The 19392-nt window shown below is 62.8% G+C and carries 15 protein-coding genes; 3 read left to right on the top strand and 12 right to left on the bottom strand.

Annotation, left to right across the window (positions count from 1 at the left end):
• Nucleotides 1-273: 273 nt before the first annotated feature.
• Nucleotides 274-1566 (bottom strand): adenylosuccinate synthase, encoded by a 1293-nt coding sequence (locus I6J28_RS03765; RefSeq protein ID WP_179387036.1) that lies wholly within the window; start codon nucleotides 1564-1566, stop codon nucleotides 274-276.
• Nucleotides 1567-1653: 87 nt separating this feature from the next.
• Here I6J28_RS03765 and I6J28_RS03760 point away from each other — a divergent pair, with 87 nt between their 5' ends.
• Entirely contained in the window at nucleotides 1654-2526 is an 873-nt protein-coding gene (locus I6J28_RS03760) for a hypothetical protein (protein WP_204610882.1), read from the top strand.
• 34 nt (nucleotides 2527-2560) lie between these two features.
• Here the strand turns inward: I6J28_RS03760 and I6J28_RS03755 are convergent, their stop codons facing one another.
• On the bottom strand, nucleotides 2561-3760 hold the full coding sequence (locus I6J28_RS03755) for an FUSC family protein (protein WP_204610880.1): 1200 nt from the start codon (nucleotides 3758-3760) through the stop codon (nucleotides 2561-2563).
• Between the two features lie 165 nt (nucleotides 3761-3925).
• On the opposite strand from I6J28_RS03755, the gene I6J28_RS03750 reads away from it, so the two are divergent.
• Nucleotides 3926-5011 (top strand): HNH endonuclease signature motif containing protein, encoded by a 1086-nt coding sequence (locus I6J28_RS03750; RefSeq protein ID WP_204610878.1) that lies wholly within the window; start codon nucleotides 3926-3928, stop codon nucleotides 5009-5011.
• 148 nt (nucleotides 5012-5159) lie between these two features.
• Here I6J28_RS03750 and fbaA read toward each other — a convergent pair whose 3' ends face one another.
• The 9 genes from fbaA to I6J28_RS03705 all read right to left on the bottom strand — a co-directional run bounded on the left by fbaA (nucleotide 5160) and on the right by I6J28_RS03705 (nucleotide 17186).
• On the bottom strand, nucleotides 5160-6194 hold the full coding sequence (gene fbaA, locus I6J28_RS03745; protein ID WP_204610876.1) for a class II fructose-bisphosphate aldolase: 1035 nt from the start codon (nucleotides 6192-6194) through the stop codon (nucleotides 5160-5162).
• Nucleotides 6195-6339: 145 nt separating this feature from the next.
• Nucleotides 6340-7530: a glycoside hydrolase family 76 protein gene (locus I6J28_RS03740; protein ID WP_204610874.1), complete on the bottom strand. Its 1191-nt coding sequence runs from the start codon at nucleotides 7528-7530 to the stop codon at nucleotides 6340-6342.
• A gap of 54 nt (nucleotides 7531-7584) precedes the next feature.
• Complete coding sequence (locus tag I6J28_RS03735; RefSeq protein ID WP_204610872.1) at nucleotides 7585-8298, bottom strand: TrmH family RNA methyltransferase; 714 nt, start codon at nucleotides 8296-8298, stop codon at nucleotides 7585-7587.
• A complete protein-coding gene (pyrE, locus tag I6J28_RS03730; protein WP_204610871.1) occupies nucleotides 8285-8875 on the bottom strand; it encodes an orotate phosphoribosyltransferase in 591 nt (196 codons plus the stop codon). The genes I6J28_RS03735 and pyrE overlap by 14 nt, the downstream gene beginning before the upstream one ends.
• Before the next feature lie 55 nt (nucleotides 8876-8930).
• Nucleotides 8931-10451: a hypothetical protein gene (locus tag I6J28_RS11710; protein ID WP_239191657.1), complete on the bottom strand. Its 1521-nt coding sequence runs from the start codon at nucleotides 10449-10451 to the stop codon at nucleotides 8931-8933.
• Nucleotides 10452-10545: 94 nt separating this feature from the next.
• Nucleotides 10546-11403: a sulfurtransferase gene (locus I6J28_RS03720; RefSeq protein WP_204610870.1), complete on the bottom strand. Its 858-nt coding sequence runs from the start codon at nucleotides 11401-11403 to the stop codon at nucleotides 10546-10548.
• Between the two features lie 55 nt (nucleotides 11404-11458).
• Entirely contained in the window at nucleotides 11459-14014 is a 2556-nt protein-coding gene (gene clpB, locus I6J28_RS03715; protein WP_204610869.1) for an ATP-dependent chaperone ClpB, read from the bottom strand.
• A gap of 132 nt (nucleotides 14015-14146) precedes the next feature.
• Nucleotides 14147-15559 carry a TetR/AcrR family transcriptional regulator gene (locus I6J28_RS03710; protein WP_204610868.1) on the bottom strand — a complete coding sequence of 471 codons (1413 nt, stop codon included), beginning with the start codon at nucleotides 15557-15559 and terminating at the stop codon, nucleotides 14147-14149.
• Between the two features lie 253 nt (nucleotides 15560-15812).
• Nucleotides 15813-17186, bottom strand: coding sequence for a sodium/glutamate symporter (locus tag I6J28_RS03705; protein ID WP_204610867.1), 1374 nt, complete (start codon nucleotides 17184-17186; stop codon nucleotides 15813-15815).
• A 179-nt stretch (nucleotides 17187-17365) separates the two neighbouring features.
• On the opposite strand from I6J28_RS03705, the gene I6J28_RS03700 reads away from it, so the two are divergent.
• The gene (locus I6J28_RS03700) at nucleotides 17366-18538 is read left to right on the top strand and encodes a 2-polyprenylphenol hydroxylase (RefSeq protein WP_204610866.1); all 1173 of its coding nucleotides are present in this window, start codon (nucleotides 17366-17368) and stop codon (nucleotides 18536-18538) included.
• On the opposite strand, the gene I6J28_RS03695 is transcribed toward I6J28_RS03700, so the two are convergent.
• Nucleotides 18535-19350, bottom strand: a complete 816-nt coding sequence (locus I6J28_RS03695) for a carbon-nitrogen hydrolase family protein (RefSeq protein ID WP_204610865.1) — start codon at nucleotides 19348-19350, stop codon at nucleotides 18535-18537. The genes I6J28_RS03700 and I6J28_RS03695 overlap by 4 nt on opposite strands.
• Nucleotides 19351-19392: the final 42 nt, after the last annotated feature.

Raw genomic sequence — 19392 nt, 5'->3', positions numbered from 1 at the left:
GCGTTCAACGGGAAAGAACCTATGCTGGCATGCGACGCTTCTGCAAGCAGCTAAAAGGGCACTGAAATGCCGCAGCGCCCGTACTCCGTCTCAGGGGCGGTACACGGGCGCTTTCGCTCAATTAGGGCTAAATCCCTTAGAGGGGACCAAGAGCTAGGTAGGGATAGGAACCTTTGTTGTCTGCTAGGGCGGCTAGAAAAACATCGTGCAGAGAGCCAGTTCAGCTGTGCTAGAGAGTGGGGCTCTCACACCACGCTAATAAGGACTACATCCTTACTGGTCTTCCATGACATCGTGACGCACGATGGTCTGGTCGCGGCCCGGACCAACGCCGATATAGGAGATACGGCAGCCAGACAGCTCTTCCAAGCGCAGGACGTAATCCTGTGCCTTCTGCGGCAGCTCCTCAAAGGTGGAGCACTCCGTGATGTCCTCATCCCAGGCCGGCATGGTCTCGAAGATGGGTTCGGCGTGGTGGAATTCGGACTGGGTAAGCGGCAGCTCGTCGTAGCGCTTGCCGTCGACGTCGTAAGCCACGCAGATCGGAATCTCGCCGATGCCGGTGAGAACGTCCAGCTTGGTCAAGAAGTAATCGGTAAAGCCATTGACGCGGGTGGCATAGCGCGCAACAACGGAGTCATACCAACCACAACGGCGCTTGCGGCCGGTGTTCACACCAATCTCACCACCGGTGGTCTGCAGGTACTCGCCCCACTTATCAAAGAGCTCCGTGGGGAACGGGCCGGCACCCACGCGGGTGGTGTAAGCCTTGATAATGCCCAGCGAGGTCTTGATGCGCGTTGGACCAATGCCGGAGCCCACGGAAGCACCACCGGCGGTCGGGTTAGACGAGGTCACGAACGGGTAGGTGCCGTGGTCCACGTCGAGCATGGTGGCTTGGCCACCCTCCATGAGCACGTGCTTGCCAGCTTCGAGGGCCTGGTTGAGCTCCAGCTCGGCGTCGATAACCATCGGGCGCAGGCGATCGCGGTAGCTCAGGAAGTACTCCACAATCTGGTCCGCCTCGATGGCCTTGCGGTTGTACATCTTCACCAGCATCTGGTTCTTAATATCCAGGGCGGATTCCACCTTCTGGCGCAGGATGGACTCATCAAAGATGTCCTGCACGCGGATGCCAATGCGCGCAACCTTATCGGCATAGGTCGGACCAATGCCGCGGCCGGTGGTGCCGATAGCGCGCTTGCCCAGGAAGCGCTCCTGCACGCGGTCCAGGGTCTGGTGGTACGGCGCCACTAGGTGCGCATTGGCGGAAATCTTCAGGCGCGAGGCATTCGCACCGCGGGCCTCAAGGCCGTCAATCTCATCAAAGAGCGCCTCAAGGTTGATCACTACGCCATTGCCCAGCACCGGGGTGGCGTTCTCGGACAAAATGCCGGCCGGCAGGAGCTTCAGCTCGTATTTTTCGCCGCCTACCACGACGGTATGGCCGGCGTTATTACCGCCGTTCGGCTTGACCACGTAGTCAACCTTGCCGCCGAGGATGTCGGTCGCTTTGCCCTTGCCTTCGTCGCCCCACTGGGCGCCGACAATGACGATCGCTGCCATTGTTTAGTCACTTCCTCATAATTGGAGCCAAAATACTCTCCAACTTTACACTTTCCCGGCGCAAAAAGCCCGCGTAGCATTGTCCGCATGCGTTTTTTGTTCCTCCGTTGCGGCGCCCCGGGCGTGGCCATGCCTGCCGACGCCCATGATCTCTCCCCCATCCCTACCCGCAAAGAGCTCGCGCTTATCGACGCCTTCCTCAACCCTCTCCTCCCCACAGACCCCACTCCCTCGCTCGATGACATTGCCGCGCAACCCGACGTCCGTCACCTCGGCGCCCCCGAACCTGCCCCACAGGCCCCGCACTTAGCTGAGCCCGCCCGCATCGTCGTCGTCGGCTCCGACGCCGCCCTCTCGGCCGTGCTGACCCGCCTCATGCGCTCCGACCGCCTCTGGGCCGAGGTCGCCTTCATCCCCGTCTCCTCAGCCGCAGCCTCCACCCCCTCAACCACCGCGCCGGCCGCCTCCACTCCGTCCACCCCGTCCGCGGCCGCCCAGAACTGGGGGATTCCCACCTCCCCGGCCGAGGCCCTCGACTTCGCCCGCACGGCCCCGGTCCGCCCTGCGCCGCTTATCCGCAACGATTCCGGCCTCGCCGTCGCCGGCTCCGCCACCATCTCCGACGCCTCCAATGGCTCTTTCACCGGCGAAGTCATCATCGACGACCACACCCTAGCCGCCACTTCCCCCAAAACCTTCGGCGCGCGCCTCGTCCCGATGACCGACGCCCCCGGCATCCTCGCCGCCCGCGCCACCTCCCCCGTCGAGTCGCAGGGCCGCCTGCGCTCGCTGCTGCGCAAGCCAGGCCAGCTCGACCCCGAATCCGTCAGCACCGGCCGCGCCGTCCAGGCCGGCGGCCCGCAGCTGCGAGTCATCGTCGATTCCGTCCCCCACAAGCGCCCGGTAACCCGCGTGACGTTCTACCGCCACCTGCGCGATCTCCAGATCGTCCGCCCTTAACCCCGCGCGAGGTCCTTGCCTCCGCGCGAGGACGCTAGTCCTCGCGCCCCCACACCTCCGGCGGGTAGGCCGGGTGCTGCGAGGTCGGCACGAGGTGCGCCACGGCCGACTCGCGCGAGAGCCCGCACACCATCAGCATGTCCACCACGATCGAGCGCGTCTGGCCCAGAATCATATAGGCCGACAGCGTGCCTTCCCTATCAATGATGTCCAGCCCGGCGCGCCCGCCCACGATGCGCAGACGCTGCACAAGGTCCGGAATTTCAATCGCCTCATCGTGCCCATGCTTCTTGCCCTGGCCGTAGAGCTCACTAATCGCGAGCATGATTTCAGAAAGCTCATCGAGCAACTCCACCTGCTTGTCCGAAACCTTGTCGCGGTCCTCCGTCAGGCCCAGCGCCTGGCGGGAGAGCACGCGCACGCCGCGGACCGCGTTATCCACCGGCAACAGGATGCGCTCCAGCGAGCGAATGCTGCGCCGCGAGGCCCACAACAGCGGCGAAACCTCCGAGGCCTCCCTGCCCGATTGCGCCGCGCTTAGCAGGGTATTGACGCTATTTTGGGTACCGCGCACCGCCTCGCGCGCGTCGCGGATGACGCCGGGGTCTTGGTGGCGGATGCCATAAGTGACGTCGGCAAGAATGCTCGAGGCAACCTTAAGCACCTTCGACACCTCGCGCCGCGCTTCCACCAACGGGGAATTGGGAATCAACGCAATGGTTATCAGGCCAATGCCCGAGCCAATCATCGCGTCAATCGCGCGGTGCAGGCCGCCCGGGCCCTCCGTGGGTGGGAAAATCGTGGCGATCAAAATCGCGCCAAAGACAATCTGGTTGGTCACCAGCGGCGACTTGGTCAGAAACGAGCCCACCACCAGGCCCGCGCCCACAATGAAGAAAATCTGGAACGGCCCTTGGCCCACTATCTGGAAGAGCAGGTCGCCCACGGCCACGCCAATGATGCCGCCAATCGACATCTCCAGCGCCTTTTTCATCCTGTCCCCACCGGACATCCCCAGAATGATGACCGCAGAAATCGGCGCAAAGAACGGCTGCGGGTGCCCCACCACATCGCCGGCCACCCAGTACGCGAGCGCCGCGCCAATGGTCGCCTGGATGATGTAGACAAACCGCGAGCGGATGCGGTTGACCCGCGAGAGCACCGAGCGGTCAATCACCCGCAGCTTCTGCCGCGTTGAGACTCTTTCCTTCGCTTCCGACATGACCTCCAGCATAGAAGACCGCCCTTACCATCGCCGCCGGCCCCGCGCATCTCGGCCGTCGGCCGGCTTGTGGATAGCTCTTGCCGACGCCCCCTTTTCCCCCACCTATCCACAATTTCCACCTCCCCGGCCGCGCACCGCTTGTTCGGCCCTCGAGCCCCCTTTAGCTTCGGCCATGTGAACACCGAATTTCTCTCGCTATGCCGCCGCGGCGTCGATCTCATCGCCGAATTTCAGGGCTGCTCCGAAGACTCGCTCCTCGAGGCCGGAGCCAGCCCCCTTCTGGCTGCCCAGCTCGCCCGCCTGCAGCACGTCTACTTCGGCCGCACGTCCAATACCCGCAAGCAGCGCCTCGCTCGCGACGCCGCCCGAACCCGCGCTCACGACCTCGCCACACTCGATAGCATCGAGTCCTATACCCGCCGCGTGCGCGATACCAACCGCGCCTGGGACTTGCGCCTAGAACTGTGTCGCACCGAGGCCCGCCTCATCCCTTCTGTGGCCAAGAAGCTCCTCAAGCAGCTCAATCCGCCCCGTCGCCCCGAGCCCGGCGTGCGTTATACCCGCCGCCCCGACGGACCGCACACCATCTCCATTACGGCCGATCCCACCGATATCGCCGATATCAAGGGCGTGCTCGCTTCCGTCAACAAAGATGATCCCCTCGCCGCCGCCAAGAAGGTCCTCCTCGAGGGCAACCCCGGCGCGCTGCCGGCCGTGCATACCAACGTCATCCTCACCCTGGACCAGCTCGACCGCATCGTCGCCGCGCCTGCCGACGCCGCCGATATCACCCTCCAGCTCACCAACGGTGCCCGCATGACCGGCGCGCAGCTCGTCGCCCGCACCTTAGCCCAGCGCGGCTACGTCAGCCTGGTCCACCCGGAGCACGGCCCGGTGAACCTGTACCGCACCGAGCGCATGGCCACCTGGAAACAGCGCATGCTCGCCGCGGCCGAGCACCCCGTGTGCGCGTGGCCGGGCTGCAATACGCCTGCCGACGACGCCCAAGTCCACCACCTCACCGCCTGGTCCGCCGGCGGGCCCACCAACCAAGAAAATCTGGTCACCTTGTGCGCGCACCACAACGCCGTCAACCAAGACGACCCCTCCCGCCCCACCGAGCGCGGCCGCATGGTGCGCATCGATGGCCGCGTCGCCTGGGTACCGCCGTGGAGCAACACCCCACGCTTCGTCCCCAGCCCCGCTAGGCCGCCAAACCCCGCCCCTAACCACAACCCCAGCCCCACACAAAACCCCTAACTGCACCGGCCGATCATCGATCCCTCGCCCGGAACCACCCCGGCCGAAAGTACGAAAAGCCGCCTCCCACGCGGGGGAAGCGGCTCATTCGGCATGCCTATATACGAGGCTGCCTCAACTCAAAGCAGTGTGGAGCAGCTAAGGGCAATTACTTGGAGATGGACTTGCCCACGGAGTGCAGGTCCTGGCAGGACTCGATGACGCGCTCGGACATGCCCTGCTCTGCCTTCTTCAGGTAGGAGCGAGGATCGTAGGCCTTCTTGTTGCCAACCTCGCCGTCGATCTTGAAGACGCCGTCGTAGTTCTCCATCATGTGGCGAGCAACCGGGTTGGTGAAGGCGTACTGGGTATCGGTATCCACGTTCATCTTGATGACACCGTAGCGAAGTGCCTCTTCAATTTTTTCCTTCTCGGAGCCGGAGCCACCGTGGAAGACGAAGTCGAAAGCGTACTCGTCCTCGCCCAGGCCGAGCTTCTTCTGCGCCACCTTCTGGCCCTCGAGCAGGACCTCTGGGCGCAGCTTCACGTTGCCTGGCTTGTAGACGCCGTGAACGTTGCCGAAAGTAGCGGCAAGCATGTAGCGGCCCTTCTCGCCGGTACCCAGGGCATCGATGGTCTTTTCAAAGTCCTCTGGGGAGGTGTAGAGGTTAGCGCCTGCCTTGGCCTGGACGCCGTCCTCTTCGCCGCCGACGACGCCGATCTCGGCCTCTAGAATGACGTGCGCGTTCTTAGCCTTCTCCAGCAACTCCTGGGCGATGACCAGATTCTCGTCGATGGGGATAGCGGAGCCGTCCCACATGTGGGACTGGAACAGTGGGTTCTCGCCGCGGTCGACGCGCTCCTGGGAGATGGCCAGCAGCGGGCGGACGTACTCATCGAGTACCTCCTTCTGGCAGTGGTCGGTGTGCAGCGCGATATTCACGCCGTAGTGCTTGGCGGCCTCATGAGCGAATGCGGCCAGTGCCTGAGCACCCTTGACCTTGTCCTTCAGTGCCAGGCCGGAGCCGAAGGCGGCACCGCCGGTGGAGAACTGGATGATGCCGTCGGACTCGGCCTCAGCAAAGCCCTTCAGAGCTGCGTTAATTGTCTCAGATGAGGTGCAGTTGATAGCTGGGAACGCGAAGCCATTCTTCTTCGCGGTATCCAGCATCTCGTTATAGACCTCAGGGGTTGCAATTGGCATGAGTTTCCATCCTTAAAAAGTGGGTTTGTGGTCAAACACGTTCCAACAGCCAAGTATGCCCGTTTCACGGAATTTCTGCCGCAAAAACCATGTGACATTTTCAACCCAGTCATTTCCGGGACCAATCCACTCCGACAAGCGTGGGTTATTTAGCCAAATATCGCACCACGCGGGCGCAGGCCTCCATCAGCATCCAGCCGGAAAGCTGCACGGACAAATCGCGCTCATCTACGCGAATGATGCCGACCTTCTCACTCATGGTGCGCCGGCCGAAGCCGTAGTTATGCGGCAGGCGCGCATCGGACAGCCAGTCAGATCCGAAAATCGGCAGGCCGTCGACCTCGAGGCGGTGTTCCCACACCGACTCGGCCGAGGCCACCACCATGCGCGCAGCCAGCTTCTTCGTCGCACGGTTGGCGGGGGAATCGCCGGGCAGGCGCACGGCGACGTCGGCAAGATAGCGCATCAAAATGCCCTTAAACAGGCCACCGTCACCATCGCCGGTCTCCCAGTCCACCACGCCGGAAGGCGTAGCCATGCCCGAAGCCACGGTTTGCACCAAGCCCCGGATGCGGATGATGTAATCCATCATCTCGGAAGCCATCTCAGCCTCGTACACGCTGTCGATCTGTTCCAAATCGCCCACGCCAGCCTTTTCCCGCAGCGCCAGCACGATTTCCAGGCACGCGCCGAGCACTACGCCCTGGCAGTAGGGGTGAATGTTTTTTACCACCTCAGGGCCGTCCATGCGCATGCGGACGCCGTCCATAATGTAGCCGTCGTCGTCAAGCAGGTGGTCATAGATCCAGTCAACGATGCGGCGCGCTTCCTCAATGCGCCCCATCCGCGCGAGCATGATGGCGCCCGGGCCGTTGGAGGGCACGTTCATGAAGTTCTCGCCCAGGCGCCACGGCAGCACGCCAAGCGTTTCATCGAGGCCTTCGTGGATATTGCGCTGCAGGGCCGCGAGACGCTTGGGCGTCTTTGCCTTCTTCAGGCCCTCCACGCGGCCGAAAGCCAGCGCGAGCCAGGCCTTGTCGTCGTAGTACTTATTCTTGGTCAGCTGCGCGAGGTTGCGGATGCGAATGCCGCGCAAGGTGTCATAGATGCGGTGGCGGCGCACCTTGGTGTTATTGCGCAGCGCCGCATCAACGAGGCAGTCCAGGTAGTGGGCCTGCCACCAGTAGTGCCAGTGGACAAAGAGCTTTTCCTTCGTCGTGGGCGGCCAGCTAACCACGGCAAGATTGGTGCGCGGCAGGCCCCATACGGAGTGCGCGTGGCGCTCGTTGATGGCGGCCTCTGCGAGTTCGGCGCGGTGGGCCCACTTTTCTTCCACGGTTCCTCAATCACTTCAGTCGCACGGGTAGATATAGCTAGTGTAACGATCTTCCTACCAGGAATTTGCCAGATCGGCGTGCTGGCGGATCCAGGCGTGCATGGCAATGCCGGCCGCAACGCCCGCGTTAATGGAGCGGGTGGAGCCAAATTGGGCGATGGAGCAGGTCATCACCGCAGCATCCTGGGCCGCTTGCGTCACGCCGGGGCCTTCCTGGCCGAAGAGCAGCAGGCTGCGCTCCGGTAGCTCGGCCGTTTCCAGGGGCACGCAACCGGGGGTGTTGTCGATGGCAACGACGGTAAGGCCCTCCTCGGCTGCCCACGCAATAAGCTTCTCGACGCTCTCGTGGTGCATCAAGTGCTGGTACCTATCCGTGACCATTGCCCCGCGGCGATTCCACCGGCGGCGGCCGACGATGTGCACGGTATCGACGGCGAAGGCGTTGGCGGTGCGCACGACGGTGCCGATATTGGCGTCGTTTTCGAAGTTCTCGATGGCGATGTGCAGGCTATGCCGGCGCTTATCGATGTCCTCTTTGATCGCTTCCCTGCTCCAGTAACGGTAGGCGTCGACGACGTTGCGACGGTCGCCTTCGGCAAGCAGCTCCGGATCGTACTTCTCGGCCTCCGGCCCTTGCGGCAGCGGACCTTCCCAGGGGCCTACGCCATGGCGGCCCTCGTTCCACTCGGTCGGTCCCTTGACCTCGTCCGGCTTAACCTCGTCCGGCTTAGCCTGGCCGGCCGCGCTATCTGCGTTAGGCGAGGTCAAGGTCGCCCAGGCCCAGCAGGGAGCGGTACTCGAGGCCTTCTGCGGCGATGACGTCGCCGGCACCGGTCTCGCGGTCCACGACGGTCGCCACGCCCACGACCTCGGCGCCGGCCTCGCGCAGCGCGGCCACGGCGGTCAGCGGGGAGTTGCCGGTGGTCGTGGTGTCCTCTACGACGAGGACCTTCTTGCCTTCTACGTCGGCGCCCTCGATGCGGCGCTGCATGCCGTGCTTCTTGGCTTCCTTGCGCACGACGAAGGAGTCGATATCGCGGCCGTCGGCATGCATGATGGAGGTAGCAACCGGGTCGGCGCCGAGGGTCAGGCCACCGACGGCCGCGAAATCCCAATCCGCGGTCAGCTCGCGCAGCAGGGCACCGATAAGGCGGGAGGCTTCGTGATGCAAGGTAGCGCGGCGGAGATCCACGTAGTAGTCAGCTTCCTTGCCCGAGGACAGGGTCACCTTGCCGTGGACGACGGCCAGTTCCTTAACCAGTTCAGCGAGGCGGGCCTTCTTCTCGGCGTCCAGGTTCTGGGCGTGCGCATTCTGGGCGTTGGTGGTGTGAGAATCCACAGTCATCTGCTCCTTGTCGTGGTTCGTGGGCGGCGGCCGGCCGCCAGTATCGGACTCTAGGCTACTCTCCCCGGCGCGGGTCCGATTCCTCGGCCGCGGACTCGCTCGCCGGGTTGGGGTCGACTGGGTTGGGGTCGGCCGCGCGGGAGCCGTCGGTGGTGGAGTCGGCGGAGGGGCTATCGAAGATGGAGGCGGCGCGGAACTGCTGGCGCGGCAGGCGGGCGGTATGGGAATCGGGGGTGGGGCGCTCGCGGCCGTCGGCAATCGCGTCGACCTCGTCGCCGCCCAGAGCGGTGTGCTCGACTGGGCCGCGGGTTTCAGAGTAGGCCCGAGACGGCATCTGCAACGGCTCCTCCGGCCGTTGAATGACGGGTCGTTCGAATTCGGGCGCGCCGGCGGCCGGCGTGCCGCCGACGGCCTCGACGATGGGCTGGGCGGGAATCTCGCGGGCTGGGTCCAATTCCTCGAGGCGCACCACGTGGGTGGCCGAGGAACGCGGTGGGAGGACGCGGGCGGCGTCGGCAAGCAGGGCAAGAGGCGGCAGCATCGCGTCCCATTCCGCGGAGCGCGCCTGCTTTGTGGTCTGCGCCAGGACCCACTCGGTTTCCATCCACAGTGCAGTAACGGCCTCGGGCATTTGCTGCAGAGCAACATGCACGCGCTCGTCGACCATGCGCTCGGTCACGGCGCTATCCGAGGAATACACATCGAAACCCTCGATGGTCATCGCCAACAGCAGGTCCTCGGAGGCCTTCGCATCGTCGCGGTCGAAGCGACGGAAATCCACGACCATGTCGGAGGCCGCTCCGGTACGCATGGCCATGACGTTGACGCCATCGATATCCATCAACAGCATCTCGTGGCCGTACACATTGCCTGCAACAATGTCTTTGGGCGCCGCGCCCGTGGAGGCCACTCCCCTGGTCCACTCGTCTACGAGATAAGGATCGGACTTCATAAATTCAAAGCCTTTGGCTTCTGCCCAATTGCGGCGCTCGCGGCGCATGGTTCCTGGCAGAACCGGCCGATGGCGGGTGTGCGGCTTCGAATGCGGGCGTGGCTCGCTTTCTGGATCGCTTGCTGATTGGCGGTCCGACTCGTGGGCTAGATTGTGGATCAGGGCTTGCTCTGGTGTGGATTCTGCGCTGGACGCGGACTCGGAATCCTTGTCAGGCTCCGGTTCGCGGACCGGTTCCGGTTTAGAATCCGGCTCGGGGGTGGGCTCGGATGAGGGAGCTGAGTTGGGGGCAGTATCGGAATCCAGGTTGGGCGCGTCGCCGGCGGGACTCGCGGTGTCGTGTGGCGCATCGACGGGAAGGGCTTCTGCTTGCACGTCGGTGGAACTGCGCTCGGCGAGAGCAGAGTCGGTCTCGGCGGACTCGGCGTCAGCGGAGCTGGAATCGGCGGGCGCGGCCGAAGCTGGGTCCGTGGAGGCCGGCTCGGTGGAAGCCGGCTCGGTGGAAGCGGTGTCTGCGTCCGCGGAGGGTGTAGGGGTGGAGGTGCGCTGTTTGCCGTCGTAAAGCAGCAAGGCACCGCCGGCAATGCCGAGAAGAACCGCGAGAGCAAGGATTAGAAAAGCCATCACCCCACGATAGTAGTAGGAACGAGCAAGCCCTCAGCGCTCGGCGCGCGGACGCGGGAGGCTGAGGGCGAAGGCGAGGGGCGGGCTGGGGCGATTAGCCGTTGACGGTGAGGCAGTCGCCGCGCTCTACGGGGTTGTGGGGGTTGGCGGACCACTGGGACCAGCCGCCGACATAGTGGCGCAGGCCGGTGAACCCGGAGTCTTCCATGGCGGCAAGGGCGAGGGCGGAGTGGTTGCCGGAACCGGAGTAGATGATGGCGCCTTGGACGTTGTCGGGGGTGAGGCCGGCGTCGAAAAGCACTTCGCGGATTTCGCCCGCGGACTTCCAGGTGCGCAGGCCATCATTGTGGAACAGGCGCTCCGGCACGTTGACGGCGCCGGGGATGTGGCCGGCCTTGAGGTCGAGGTTCTCGCGGCGGCCAGCGAAGCGGTTGCGGGTGCGGGTATCGATGAGCAGACCATCGTGATTGCGCACGTCATCGATGGTGGCCACGGGCATCTGACCCGGGTTGACCTCGGCGGTGGCACCGACGGCGAAGTTTCCAGGGCCGGTGAGCGTGGTATAGCCCAGGTGGCGCCAATTGGCCAAGCCGCCGTCGAGGATGCGGACGTTGTCCAAGCCGGCCCAGCGCAAGGTCCACCAGGCGCGGCCGGCGAAAAGGCCACGGCCCTCGTCATAGACCACGACGGGACGGTCCTCGCGGATTCCCCACTGGCGGAAGTGCTCCTGCAACTTATCTGGGTCCGGCAGCGGGTTGCGGCCTACCTGGGAGCCGGGCAGGCCGGCGAAGGAATTGGCGGTATCGCTAAATAGTGCCGTCGGAATGTGCAGGGAGGTGAATTCGTTATAGCTCTGGCGCAGCTGCGGCTGCCAGTGGGTGGCCAAGAGGGTGAAACGCTCGCCGTGATAAATGGATTCGCGGAGTTCTTGCGGGGAGACCAAAATGCTCATGCCCCGAGTCTAAGGGCATGAGCAGGATTTGGCGCGGCGGGCGCTGCGCGGCCGACTAGCGAGCGGCGATGTCTAGTTCAGCGCCGCCATCGGCGACGTCCACGTGGACGGTGTCGCCATCGACAATATCGCCGGCCAGCAGCTTCTTGGCGAGCTTGTCACCAATGGCCTGCTGGATGGTGCGGCGCAACGGTCGGGCGCCGTAGGCCGGGTCGTAGCCGCGCTCAGCCAGCCAGGACTTGGCGGAATCCGAGACCTGCAGGGTCAGGCGGCGGGCATCGAGGCGCTCGGACAGGCCGCGCAGTTGGATGTCGACGATGCCGCGCAGGAGATCCTCCGAAAGGGGCTCGAACATAACCACATCATCGAGGCGATTGATGAATTCGGGCTTGAAGGCCTTCTTCACCGCGTCCATGGTCTCCTCGCGGGTGCCGCCGGCGCCCAGGTTGGAGGTCAGGATGATGACGGTATTGCGGAAGTCGACGGTGCGTCCTTGGCCGTCGGTAAGCCGGCCTTCATCCAGGACCTGCAGGAGGACGTCGAAGACGTCGGGGTGGGCCTTTTCTACCTCGTCGAAAAGCACGAGCGTGTAGGGGCGGCGGCGCACGGCCTCGGTGAGCTGGCCGCCGGACTCGTGGCCGACGTATCCCGGAGGGGCACCGACGAGGCGGGAAACGGAGTGCTTCTCGCCGTACTCGGACATATCGATGCGCACCATGGCGGATTCCTCGTCGAAGAGAAAGTCTGCCAATGCCTTCGCCAGCTCGGTCTTGCCCACACCGGTGGGACCGAGGAAGAGGAAGGAACCGGTCGGGCGGTTGGGGTCGGCCACGCCCGCACGGGAGCGGCGCACGGCGTCCGAAACCGCGGTGACGGCTTCCTTCTGGCCGACCACGCGGTTGCCCAGCACGGATTCCATGTTGAGCAGCTTCTCGGTCTCGCCCTGCAACATCTTGCCGGCTGGGATGCCGGTCCAGGCGGAAACGACCTCCGCGATGGTGTCTGGGCTCACCTCCTCATCGAGCATCGTATTGCGCTGCTCGGCGGCTTTGACCTCCGCGGCCGCGAGTTCCTTTTCCAGCGGTGGAATCTTGCCGTAGTTGATCTCGGAGGCGAGTGCGAGGTCGCCGTCGCGCTCGGCGATTTCGGCTTGGCGGCGCAGGTCATCGAGTTCTTCCTTGATGTTTTGGACATCGTCGATGGCCTTCTTCTCGTTGGCCCAGCGGGCTTTGAGCTCGCCGAGCTTCTCGCGCTGGTCCGCGAGCTCGCCTTGCAGGGTGGCTAGACGGTCCTGGGAGGCAGCGTCAGATTCCTTCTTCAGCGCCAGCTCTTCGATCTCCATGCGGCGAACGATGCGCTCGAGCTCGTCGATTTCCTGTGGGGAGGAATCGATCTCCATGCGCAGGCGGGAGCCTGCCTCATCGACGAGGTCGATGGCCTTATCCGGCAGGAAGCGGTTGGTGATGTAGCGGTTGGATAGCTCTGCGGCCGACACCAGCGCGGAGTCCATGATGCGCACGCCGTGGTGGACCTCGTAGCGCTCCTTCAAGCCACGCAGGATGCCGATGGTGTCTTCCACGGAAGGCTCGGCGGCGTAGACCTGCTGGAAGCGGCGCTCGAGGGCGGCGTCCTTTTCGATGTACTTGCGATATTCGTCCAAGGTGGTGGCGCCAACCAAACGCAGCTCGCCGCGGGCCAGCATGGGCTTGATCATGTTGCCGGCGTCCATGGAGCCGTCGCCAGTAGCGCCGGCGCCGACGATGGTGTGCAGCTCATCGATGAAGGTGATGATCTCGCCCTCGGAGGACTTAATCTCATCAAGCACGGCCTTCAAGCGCTCCTCGAATTCGCCGCGGTACTTCGCGCCGGCGACCATGGAACCTAGATCAAGGCTGATGAGGGTCTTGCCCTTGAGGGACTCGGGGACGTCGCCAGCCACGATGCGGCGGGCTAGGCCCTCCACGATGGCGGTTTTGCCCACGCCGGGCTCGCCAATGAGCACCGGGTTATTCTTCGTGCGACGGCTGAGCACCTGGACTACGCGGCGAATTTCCTGATCACGGCCGATGACCGGGTCGATCTTTCCCTCGCGGGCACGCGCGGTGAGGTCCGTGGCGTACTTTTCTAACGCCTGGAACTGGTCCTCTGGGTTCTCGGAGGTCACCTTGGCAGCGCCGCGAACGGAGGGGAAGGCGCCCTTGATGGCGTCATAAGTAGCACCGCGGCCGGTAAGCAGCTCGGCGGCGTCGGTCTTGGAGCCAGCAATAGCGGCGAGAAGGACCTCGGTGGAGACGAATTCATCGCCCAGCTCCCCTGCCAACTCCTGCGATTTGGTCAGGACGTTGAGGCCGTCGCGGTTAAATTGCGGGTTGGCCATATTGGCACCCTCGGCCTTGGGATAGGAATCAACGAGCTCGCGAGCTTCCTTGAGCACGGTATCCGGGTCTACGCCGGTGGCCTTAAGTACTGGGGCGGCAATTCCGCCTTCTTGGCTAAGAATAGCCGCCAGCAGGTGGGCCGGGCGGATATCCGGGTTGCCATTAGAGGAGGCGGTTTGCAGGGCGTCCTGCAGGGCCTCTTGTGTTTTAGTGGTGGGGTTAAATGAGTTCATGTGTGCGTTGCTCCTTCTAAGTTTTATTCACCCACTGTAGGGCTTCACTTAGCACAACGCATCCAGAGTTGAGCCTATTCCACTCAACCTAAATATTTTTGAGCGTGGGCCGCTCAACTTTACACAGGGCTATTAAACCTGCTTGTACTCCTCGTTTTCATGGCCCAGAATCTGCAAGCTATGCGCGATGGCAAAGAAGGATACGGTCACTACCTGGACAAAAAGCGCCCACTTGAGATCTTCATTGAAGCTCTTAAAATCGCCAATGCTGCACAGGTGTGCAATGCCGTTAGCGCCGGCCCACACGGCCAAGGTGCTGATATACACCAGCTGGTCAGTAGGGGTAATACCCATCTCGATGACGAACTTGCGGAACAGGTCCATCATGATGGCGAAGTTCTTGGTCATGCCCTCGTGCGAGCTGCCATCACCATTGTGCGGAACGATGGAACCGCTGGCCAGCGCGATAATGGAGCTGAAACGCTCTGGGTACATCATCGCGTAATTAAAATAGGCAGCCGCAACAATCTGCAGTTGGTCTACAGTGGGAGCGTCTTCCGGAAGCGCAGCGAGACAATCCTCGAAGACCCTGGCCATTTCCGTGGTGGTGAGATCCTCTGCGGCCTCACGCAGCGCGAAGTCATTGTCCACAATGGTAGCCAGGAAATCCTTGGAGGTACCGAGCCTGTCGGCCACGCGATCGAAGAAGTGGCGGTCCACACTGCGGCGGCCGGCAACACGCAAGGAGGCCTCGATGATAACCTTCTTGGCTTCCTCAGGATCCATCTGCTCAAGATTATCCGGGACCACGAAAGGCTGTTCGCGCTCGCTACCCATGACCCCTTCTACGATGGCACGGGCATCATTCATGATCGGGCGACGGTGCGGGATCTGCTTATTCTTAAACCAATATTGCAGGGCATCGACCACGAGGCGGTCTACCTGCTTGAGGTTGGCGGCACGAATAACGGCATGTTGCAGGCGCAAGATACCTACCACGCTCAGGTGACCCATACCGTGGATGACGGACCAGCACGCCAAGGTGATGCGGCCGATTTCCAAAGGCGAGATGTCTCCATCGTGGGCCACGACGGCACCTTGCTCTTCGGCAAAGCGCTTGACGACGTCCAGCGCCATGTCCGGACCCGGAGTCCCCGACTTTTCCCCCTTGGCAAATTGGCAGACGTGCTCCTCATCGAGGGCGTCATACTGTTCAAAGAGGTAATGGTAGATGGCGGGCTCGTCTTGCGCATAGGCAAAGTAGGCCTCTGCCAGCTGCATGAGGACATCGCCGCCTGAGTTGCCCTCCGGCAGATGGCGCGCCGCTTCCACCATGTATTCAGACATGCGACGATCCAAGAAGGCGGGGATTTCCGCGAGCATGTCGGCACCGGTGGCGAATTCCTCAGCCACCGCCTGTGGCGAGAGACCAGCCTGGTCCGCCACAGATTCCACGGTAACGGCCTGCTCGCCTTCGCAGCCCGCTACATAAACAGCGGCTTCCAGGATGATCACCCGCCTGGAAGCCCCATCTAACTGGTACATCTAGTTCCTCATAAAGACAGAGATTAATACCCGCTGATTCTAACAAATTTTAAGGTACAGGGATAGTCCCAATCGATTATCCTTTTTAAGGAATCCGGCACCCACCGATGTTAACAGTGGTAGCGTGGCTGATGAGCCATGATTACGGCGGCAAGCGCCTCGATTCACCCGTACCGGCGAATTATTTTCTTAACTTTAGTGCGACTAATCTCATAGTCTTTTAAGGTTGACGGAGGGGCGTCGGCAAGCGCGGCTATGCTTGCTTCTGTCCTACATGGCCGATGCCCTCTTGGAAGATAGTGCCGCGCGGCGGCATAAGGCGCATGGACTTGAAGGCAATGTAGACGCCGATGGAAATCGCCAGGGAAATGGCGCCGAAGGCGCCGGTAAATCCGTACATGACGGCCATAGGCGCGATGATGGTCCATGAAATTTCAAAGGGACCGAAACCGATGTAGGCCATGCCGTATTCGGACAACGTGCCGGACTTGAGCTTGGGATCCACAATCTTGAGAATGGCGATGCCGGTCGCCACGGTGGCGGTGGCCCAGCCCCAGCCAAAGATGCCGCGCTCAATCCAGCGCTCACCAAAGAACTCGGCCGGGAACCACAGCAAGAAGAACACGCAGAAGATGGTGCCCAGGATAAAGAGCAGGAGAAGTGCCTGCCAGTAGGAGGCAATAGCGGCCGGGACAATGGCGGCCACACCGAAGGCAATGAGGTAGTCCGTGGCCGCACCAGAGATGGAGGAAATGGAGTCCTTATCCAGGTAGTCCTCAGCACCGACGAAGTTCATGAGCGCACGGAAGAGAAGGCCGACCACCATGGACATTGCAAAGAGCGGCACGGAGACATTTTCCCAGATGCTGCTCAGGCCCTGGTTGATGCCGTAGGCGGTCATCACGGTCAGGATGATGAAGCCGAAGTGCAATGCGAGCGGCTCGATGGAAGAAGGGTTGGTGGTAGCGCGGCCGAGCGACGGGCGATCATCGATGTTTTTAATGTAGCCGCGGCGCAGCTCTTCTGGCAGTTCCTTGGGCACGTGGGAGACCTTGCCCTTGCGGATGCCCCAGTTGCCGGCGATCACGCCGCCGATGATGGCGGCCAGCGTGCCGACGGTCGCGGAGGTAAAGCCGAGCGAAGAGGCGGCATCGGCACCCACGCCTTCCAGCGCGCCACCCACGGCCGCGGCGGTACCGAATCCGCCGGTGAAGCCGACTGGAAGCATCATGCCGAACCAGTTCGGGGTATCGAAAAGCGGCGCAAAGAGGAAAAGACCCAGTACGATAAACAGGCCCCACTGGCCGGTGAACATCATGGTGGAATAGCCCCACATATTGCGCGCGCCCTTGCCCATGTTTCCGCCGACTTCCATGGAGTAGGCCATGGAGGCAAAGACCACCGCGATGAGGATGGAGGTGTAGTCGCCCAAGTTATCGGAGAAGTTGATCCAGCCCAGCACGTTTGGACCTACCAGCAGGCCGATAAGGCCGGCGGTAATCGGGGCAGGCAGCAGCAGGTCCTGGAAGATGAACTTCACCTGGTGGCGCAGGACGTTGCCGATGACCATGAGCAAAGAAATCCAGCCCACATCCAGCATGAGCGTATAAGCGGAAAAATCTTCCATGAGGACCCTTTCTAGCTGTGCAATTATGGCGACTTGCCCCCGTTAGAGGGCAGACGGATAGGGAATACAATACCTTTCGCTAAGTGATCCACAACATAGGCTCCCGTTTTCACCCCCACTACAGCTTTCAGTAGGTAGCTCGACCCCCAGTTGGGCGCTGACTATTAGGATGATGTGACATGTGGGAACTGGGCGAGCATTTTCGAAATTACGCAGACGAGTACCGCGATGCGGTGCACGAGCATTTCTTTAACGCGGTGCCTGAATCCCGGCAGATTTTTGCCCTGTCCATGCGCGATACCCATACCTCGATGGTGCCTGCGCTGGCGTGGGTAATTGAGCATACGGAGCCTGGGGAGCCCCTGCTTGCCGACGTCTCCGCAAAGCTCACCCAGCTCGCCCGCGATCACCGCCGGCATGGGTTTCCGGCCGAAATCTATTCCCGCTTCGATGATGCCCTCGTGGCCGGCCTGCGGGTTTTGGCGCTGACGCAGTATCAATACAACTTTGCCTGTGACGTCATCCACCAGGTGTGCGCCACGATGGCCGACGCCGCCCGGGAGTCCGATGCCGCCGGCGAAGCACCGGCGCACTCGGCGCAAGTGGTGGCGGTGGATCACCCCACCCGCGAGACGTCCATCATTCGCGTGGAGGCTGGCCTGGCTGTGCCCTATCAACCGGGGCAGCACTTTCCGGTAACCACGCAGTACTTGCCCGGGCAATGGCGGATGCTCACCCCTGCGCAGCCTAGCGACGGAACCGGCCAAGTGGTCTTTCACGTCTCCACCGCGGACGAGGCTTCCCGGTCCCTCGCGCACGCGCAGCCCGGAGACTGGTGGACCTTGGGCCAGCCCGCCGGCGGCATTAGCCTCCAGAACGCGGACGCAGGTGAACTGGTCATCATTGCCTACGGCACCGGCTGGGCCACGGCTCGCTGCGCGGCGCTCGCCGCGCTGGGCGATAAAGACCGCAGCCGAGTACCGCGCCTCTTTGCCGTGGCGGGCAGCCCCGGCGCCCACTATGACACCTACTTCCAGCAAAACCTGGCAGCCCTTGGCGCACCGGTGCGCCGCATCGTGCGGGAAGAACAAGACCCGTGGTTGCTCAATGCCCGCGAATTGGCACCCGGCGCCGACTACGTAGTCTCCGGGGAACCGACCGATGTAGTAGTCAACGAGGTGGAGTTATCCACAGGCACTCCCCCGCGCTTCCTTCTCGTCGGACCGGCCGACGAGGTTGTGGAAGGTGAAGAAGGGTTGGTTCAAAGGGGCGTCGGCAAGCAGCAGATCGACGTCCTTAGCTGGGGCCGCGACGGGCGCTGGCAGCCGGAAGACTACGCGGCGCTGACCTAGTCCGCAGTGGCCACAACCGGCAAAGCGCGGCGGGTTTTCGCTACCTCATTCGGATCGATGTCGGCATAGAGGATGTCATCCTCGTAGCCGGCCTCGGCCATGCGCACGCCATTCGGATCGACGATGGTGGAATGGCCAATGCCCGTTGGGCCGGAAGGATTGCCCGCCTCAGCGTCACCGCCTGGGCGCGATTGGCCGGCCGCGAGGATATAGCTGGTGGAGTCCAAGGCACGCGCGGCCGTGAGCAGGCGCCACTGCTCCAGCTTTCCGGGGCCGTCCGCCCAACTCGTGGGCACCACAATGAGCTGCGCGCCCTGGCTCGCCAGCTCCTTAAACTGCTCCGGGAAACGGATGTCATAGCAGGTGGCTACGCCCACAATAAGGTCATCCACGTCGAAGGCCACCAGCGATTCGCCGGCCAAGACCGTATCCGATTCGCGGTAGTCAAAGGCATCATAGGTATGGATCTTGTCGTAGCCGCCCAGCACGCCAGGGCCTGCAATGAGCGCCGTATTGGTCACGCGATTAATGGTCTTGCCGTCGCGCTCCACGGTATCGGCCGGGCAGAACATGCCGACCACGACAGTGACCTCAAGCTCCTCTGCGAGCGCTTGGATCGCCGTGGCGAACGGGCCTTCGAGCGTCTGCGCCTGCTCATCAAGGCGCCCGGAGTGGAAATTCTGCGCCGTGGCCTCCGGCAGCACGATTAACCGCGCCCCGTTTCCGGCCGCCTCACGGATCTTGGCGAGGGCCAATTCCTGGTTTTCGGTAATATTACCGGTGGACGTTAACTGCACTGCTGCTACCTTCATGCCTCCCAAAATAATGAAGCAGGGCGAAGTTATCCACAGGCT

Source organism: Corynebacterium tuberculostearicum (assembly GCF_016894265.1).
GTDB classification, from domain to species: domain Bacteria; phylum Actinomycetota; class Actinomycetes; order Mycobacteriales; family Mycobacteriaceae; genus Corynebacterium; species Corynebacterium tuberculostearicum_D.
The sequence above is the reverse complement of the archived record's forward strand: the minus strand, read 5'-3'. Positions and strand labels throughout refer to the sequence as shown.

What these genes read in the sequence shown, in the direction of transcription:
- I6J28_RS03765 (WP_179387036.1), bottom strand. Translation starts at nt 1,566, where the DNA reads ATGGCAGCGATCGTCATTGTCGGCGCCCAGTGGGGCGACGAAGGCAAG.
- I6J28_RS03760 (WP_204610882.1), top strand. Translation starts at nt 1,654, where the DNA reads ATGCGTTTTTTGTTCCTCCGTTGCGGCGCCCCGGGCGTGGCCATGCCT.
- I6J28_RS03755 (WP_204610880.1), bottom strand. Translation starts at nt 3,760, where the DNA reads ATGCTGGAGGTCATGTCGGAAGCGAAGGAAAGAGTCTCAACGCGGCAG.
- fbaA (WP_204610876.1), bottom strand. Translation starts at nt 6,194, where the DNA reads ATGCCAATTGCAACCCCTGAGGTCTATAACGAGATGCTGGATACCGCG.
- pyrE (WP_204610871.1), bottom strand. Translation starts at nt 8,875, where the DNA reads ATGACTGTGGATTCTCACACCACCAACGCCCAGAATGCGCACGCCCAG.
- I6J28_RS11710 (WP_239191657.1), bottom strand. Translation starts at nt 10,451, where the DNA reads ATGGCTTTTCTAATCCTTGCTCTCGCGGTTCTTCTCGGCATTGCCGGC.
- I6J28_RS03720 (WP_204610870.1), bottom strand. Translation starts at nt 11,403, where the DNA reads ATGAGCATTTTGGTCTCCCCGCAAGAACTCCGCGAATCCATTTATCAC.
- clpB (WP_204610869.1), bottom strand. Translation starts at nt 14,014, where the DNA reads ATGAACTCATTTAACCCCACCACTAAAACACAAGAGGCCCTGCAGGAC.
- I6J28_RS03710 (WP_204610868.1), bottom strand. Translation starts at nt 15,559, where the DNA reads ATGTACCAGTTAGATGGGGCTTCCAGGCGGGTGATCATCCTGGAAGCC.
- I6J28_RS03705 (WP_204610867.1), bottom strand. Translation starts at nt 17,186, where the DNA reads ATGGAAGATTTTTCCGCTTATACGCTCATGCTGGATGTGGGCTGGATT.
- I6J28_RS03700 (WP_204610866.1), top strand. Translation starts at nt 17,366, where the DNA reads ATGTGGGAACTGGGCGAGCATTTTCGAAATTACGCAGACGAGTACCGC.
- I6J28_RS03695 (WP_204610865.1), bottom strand. Translation starts at nt 19,350, where the DNA reads ATGAAGGTAGCAGCAGTGCAGTTAACGTCCACCGGTAATATTACCGAA.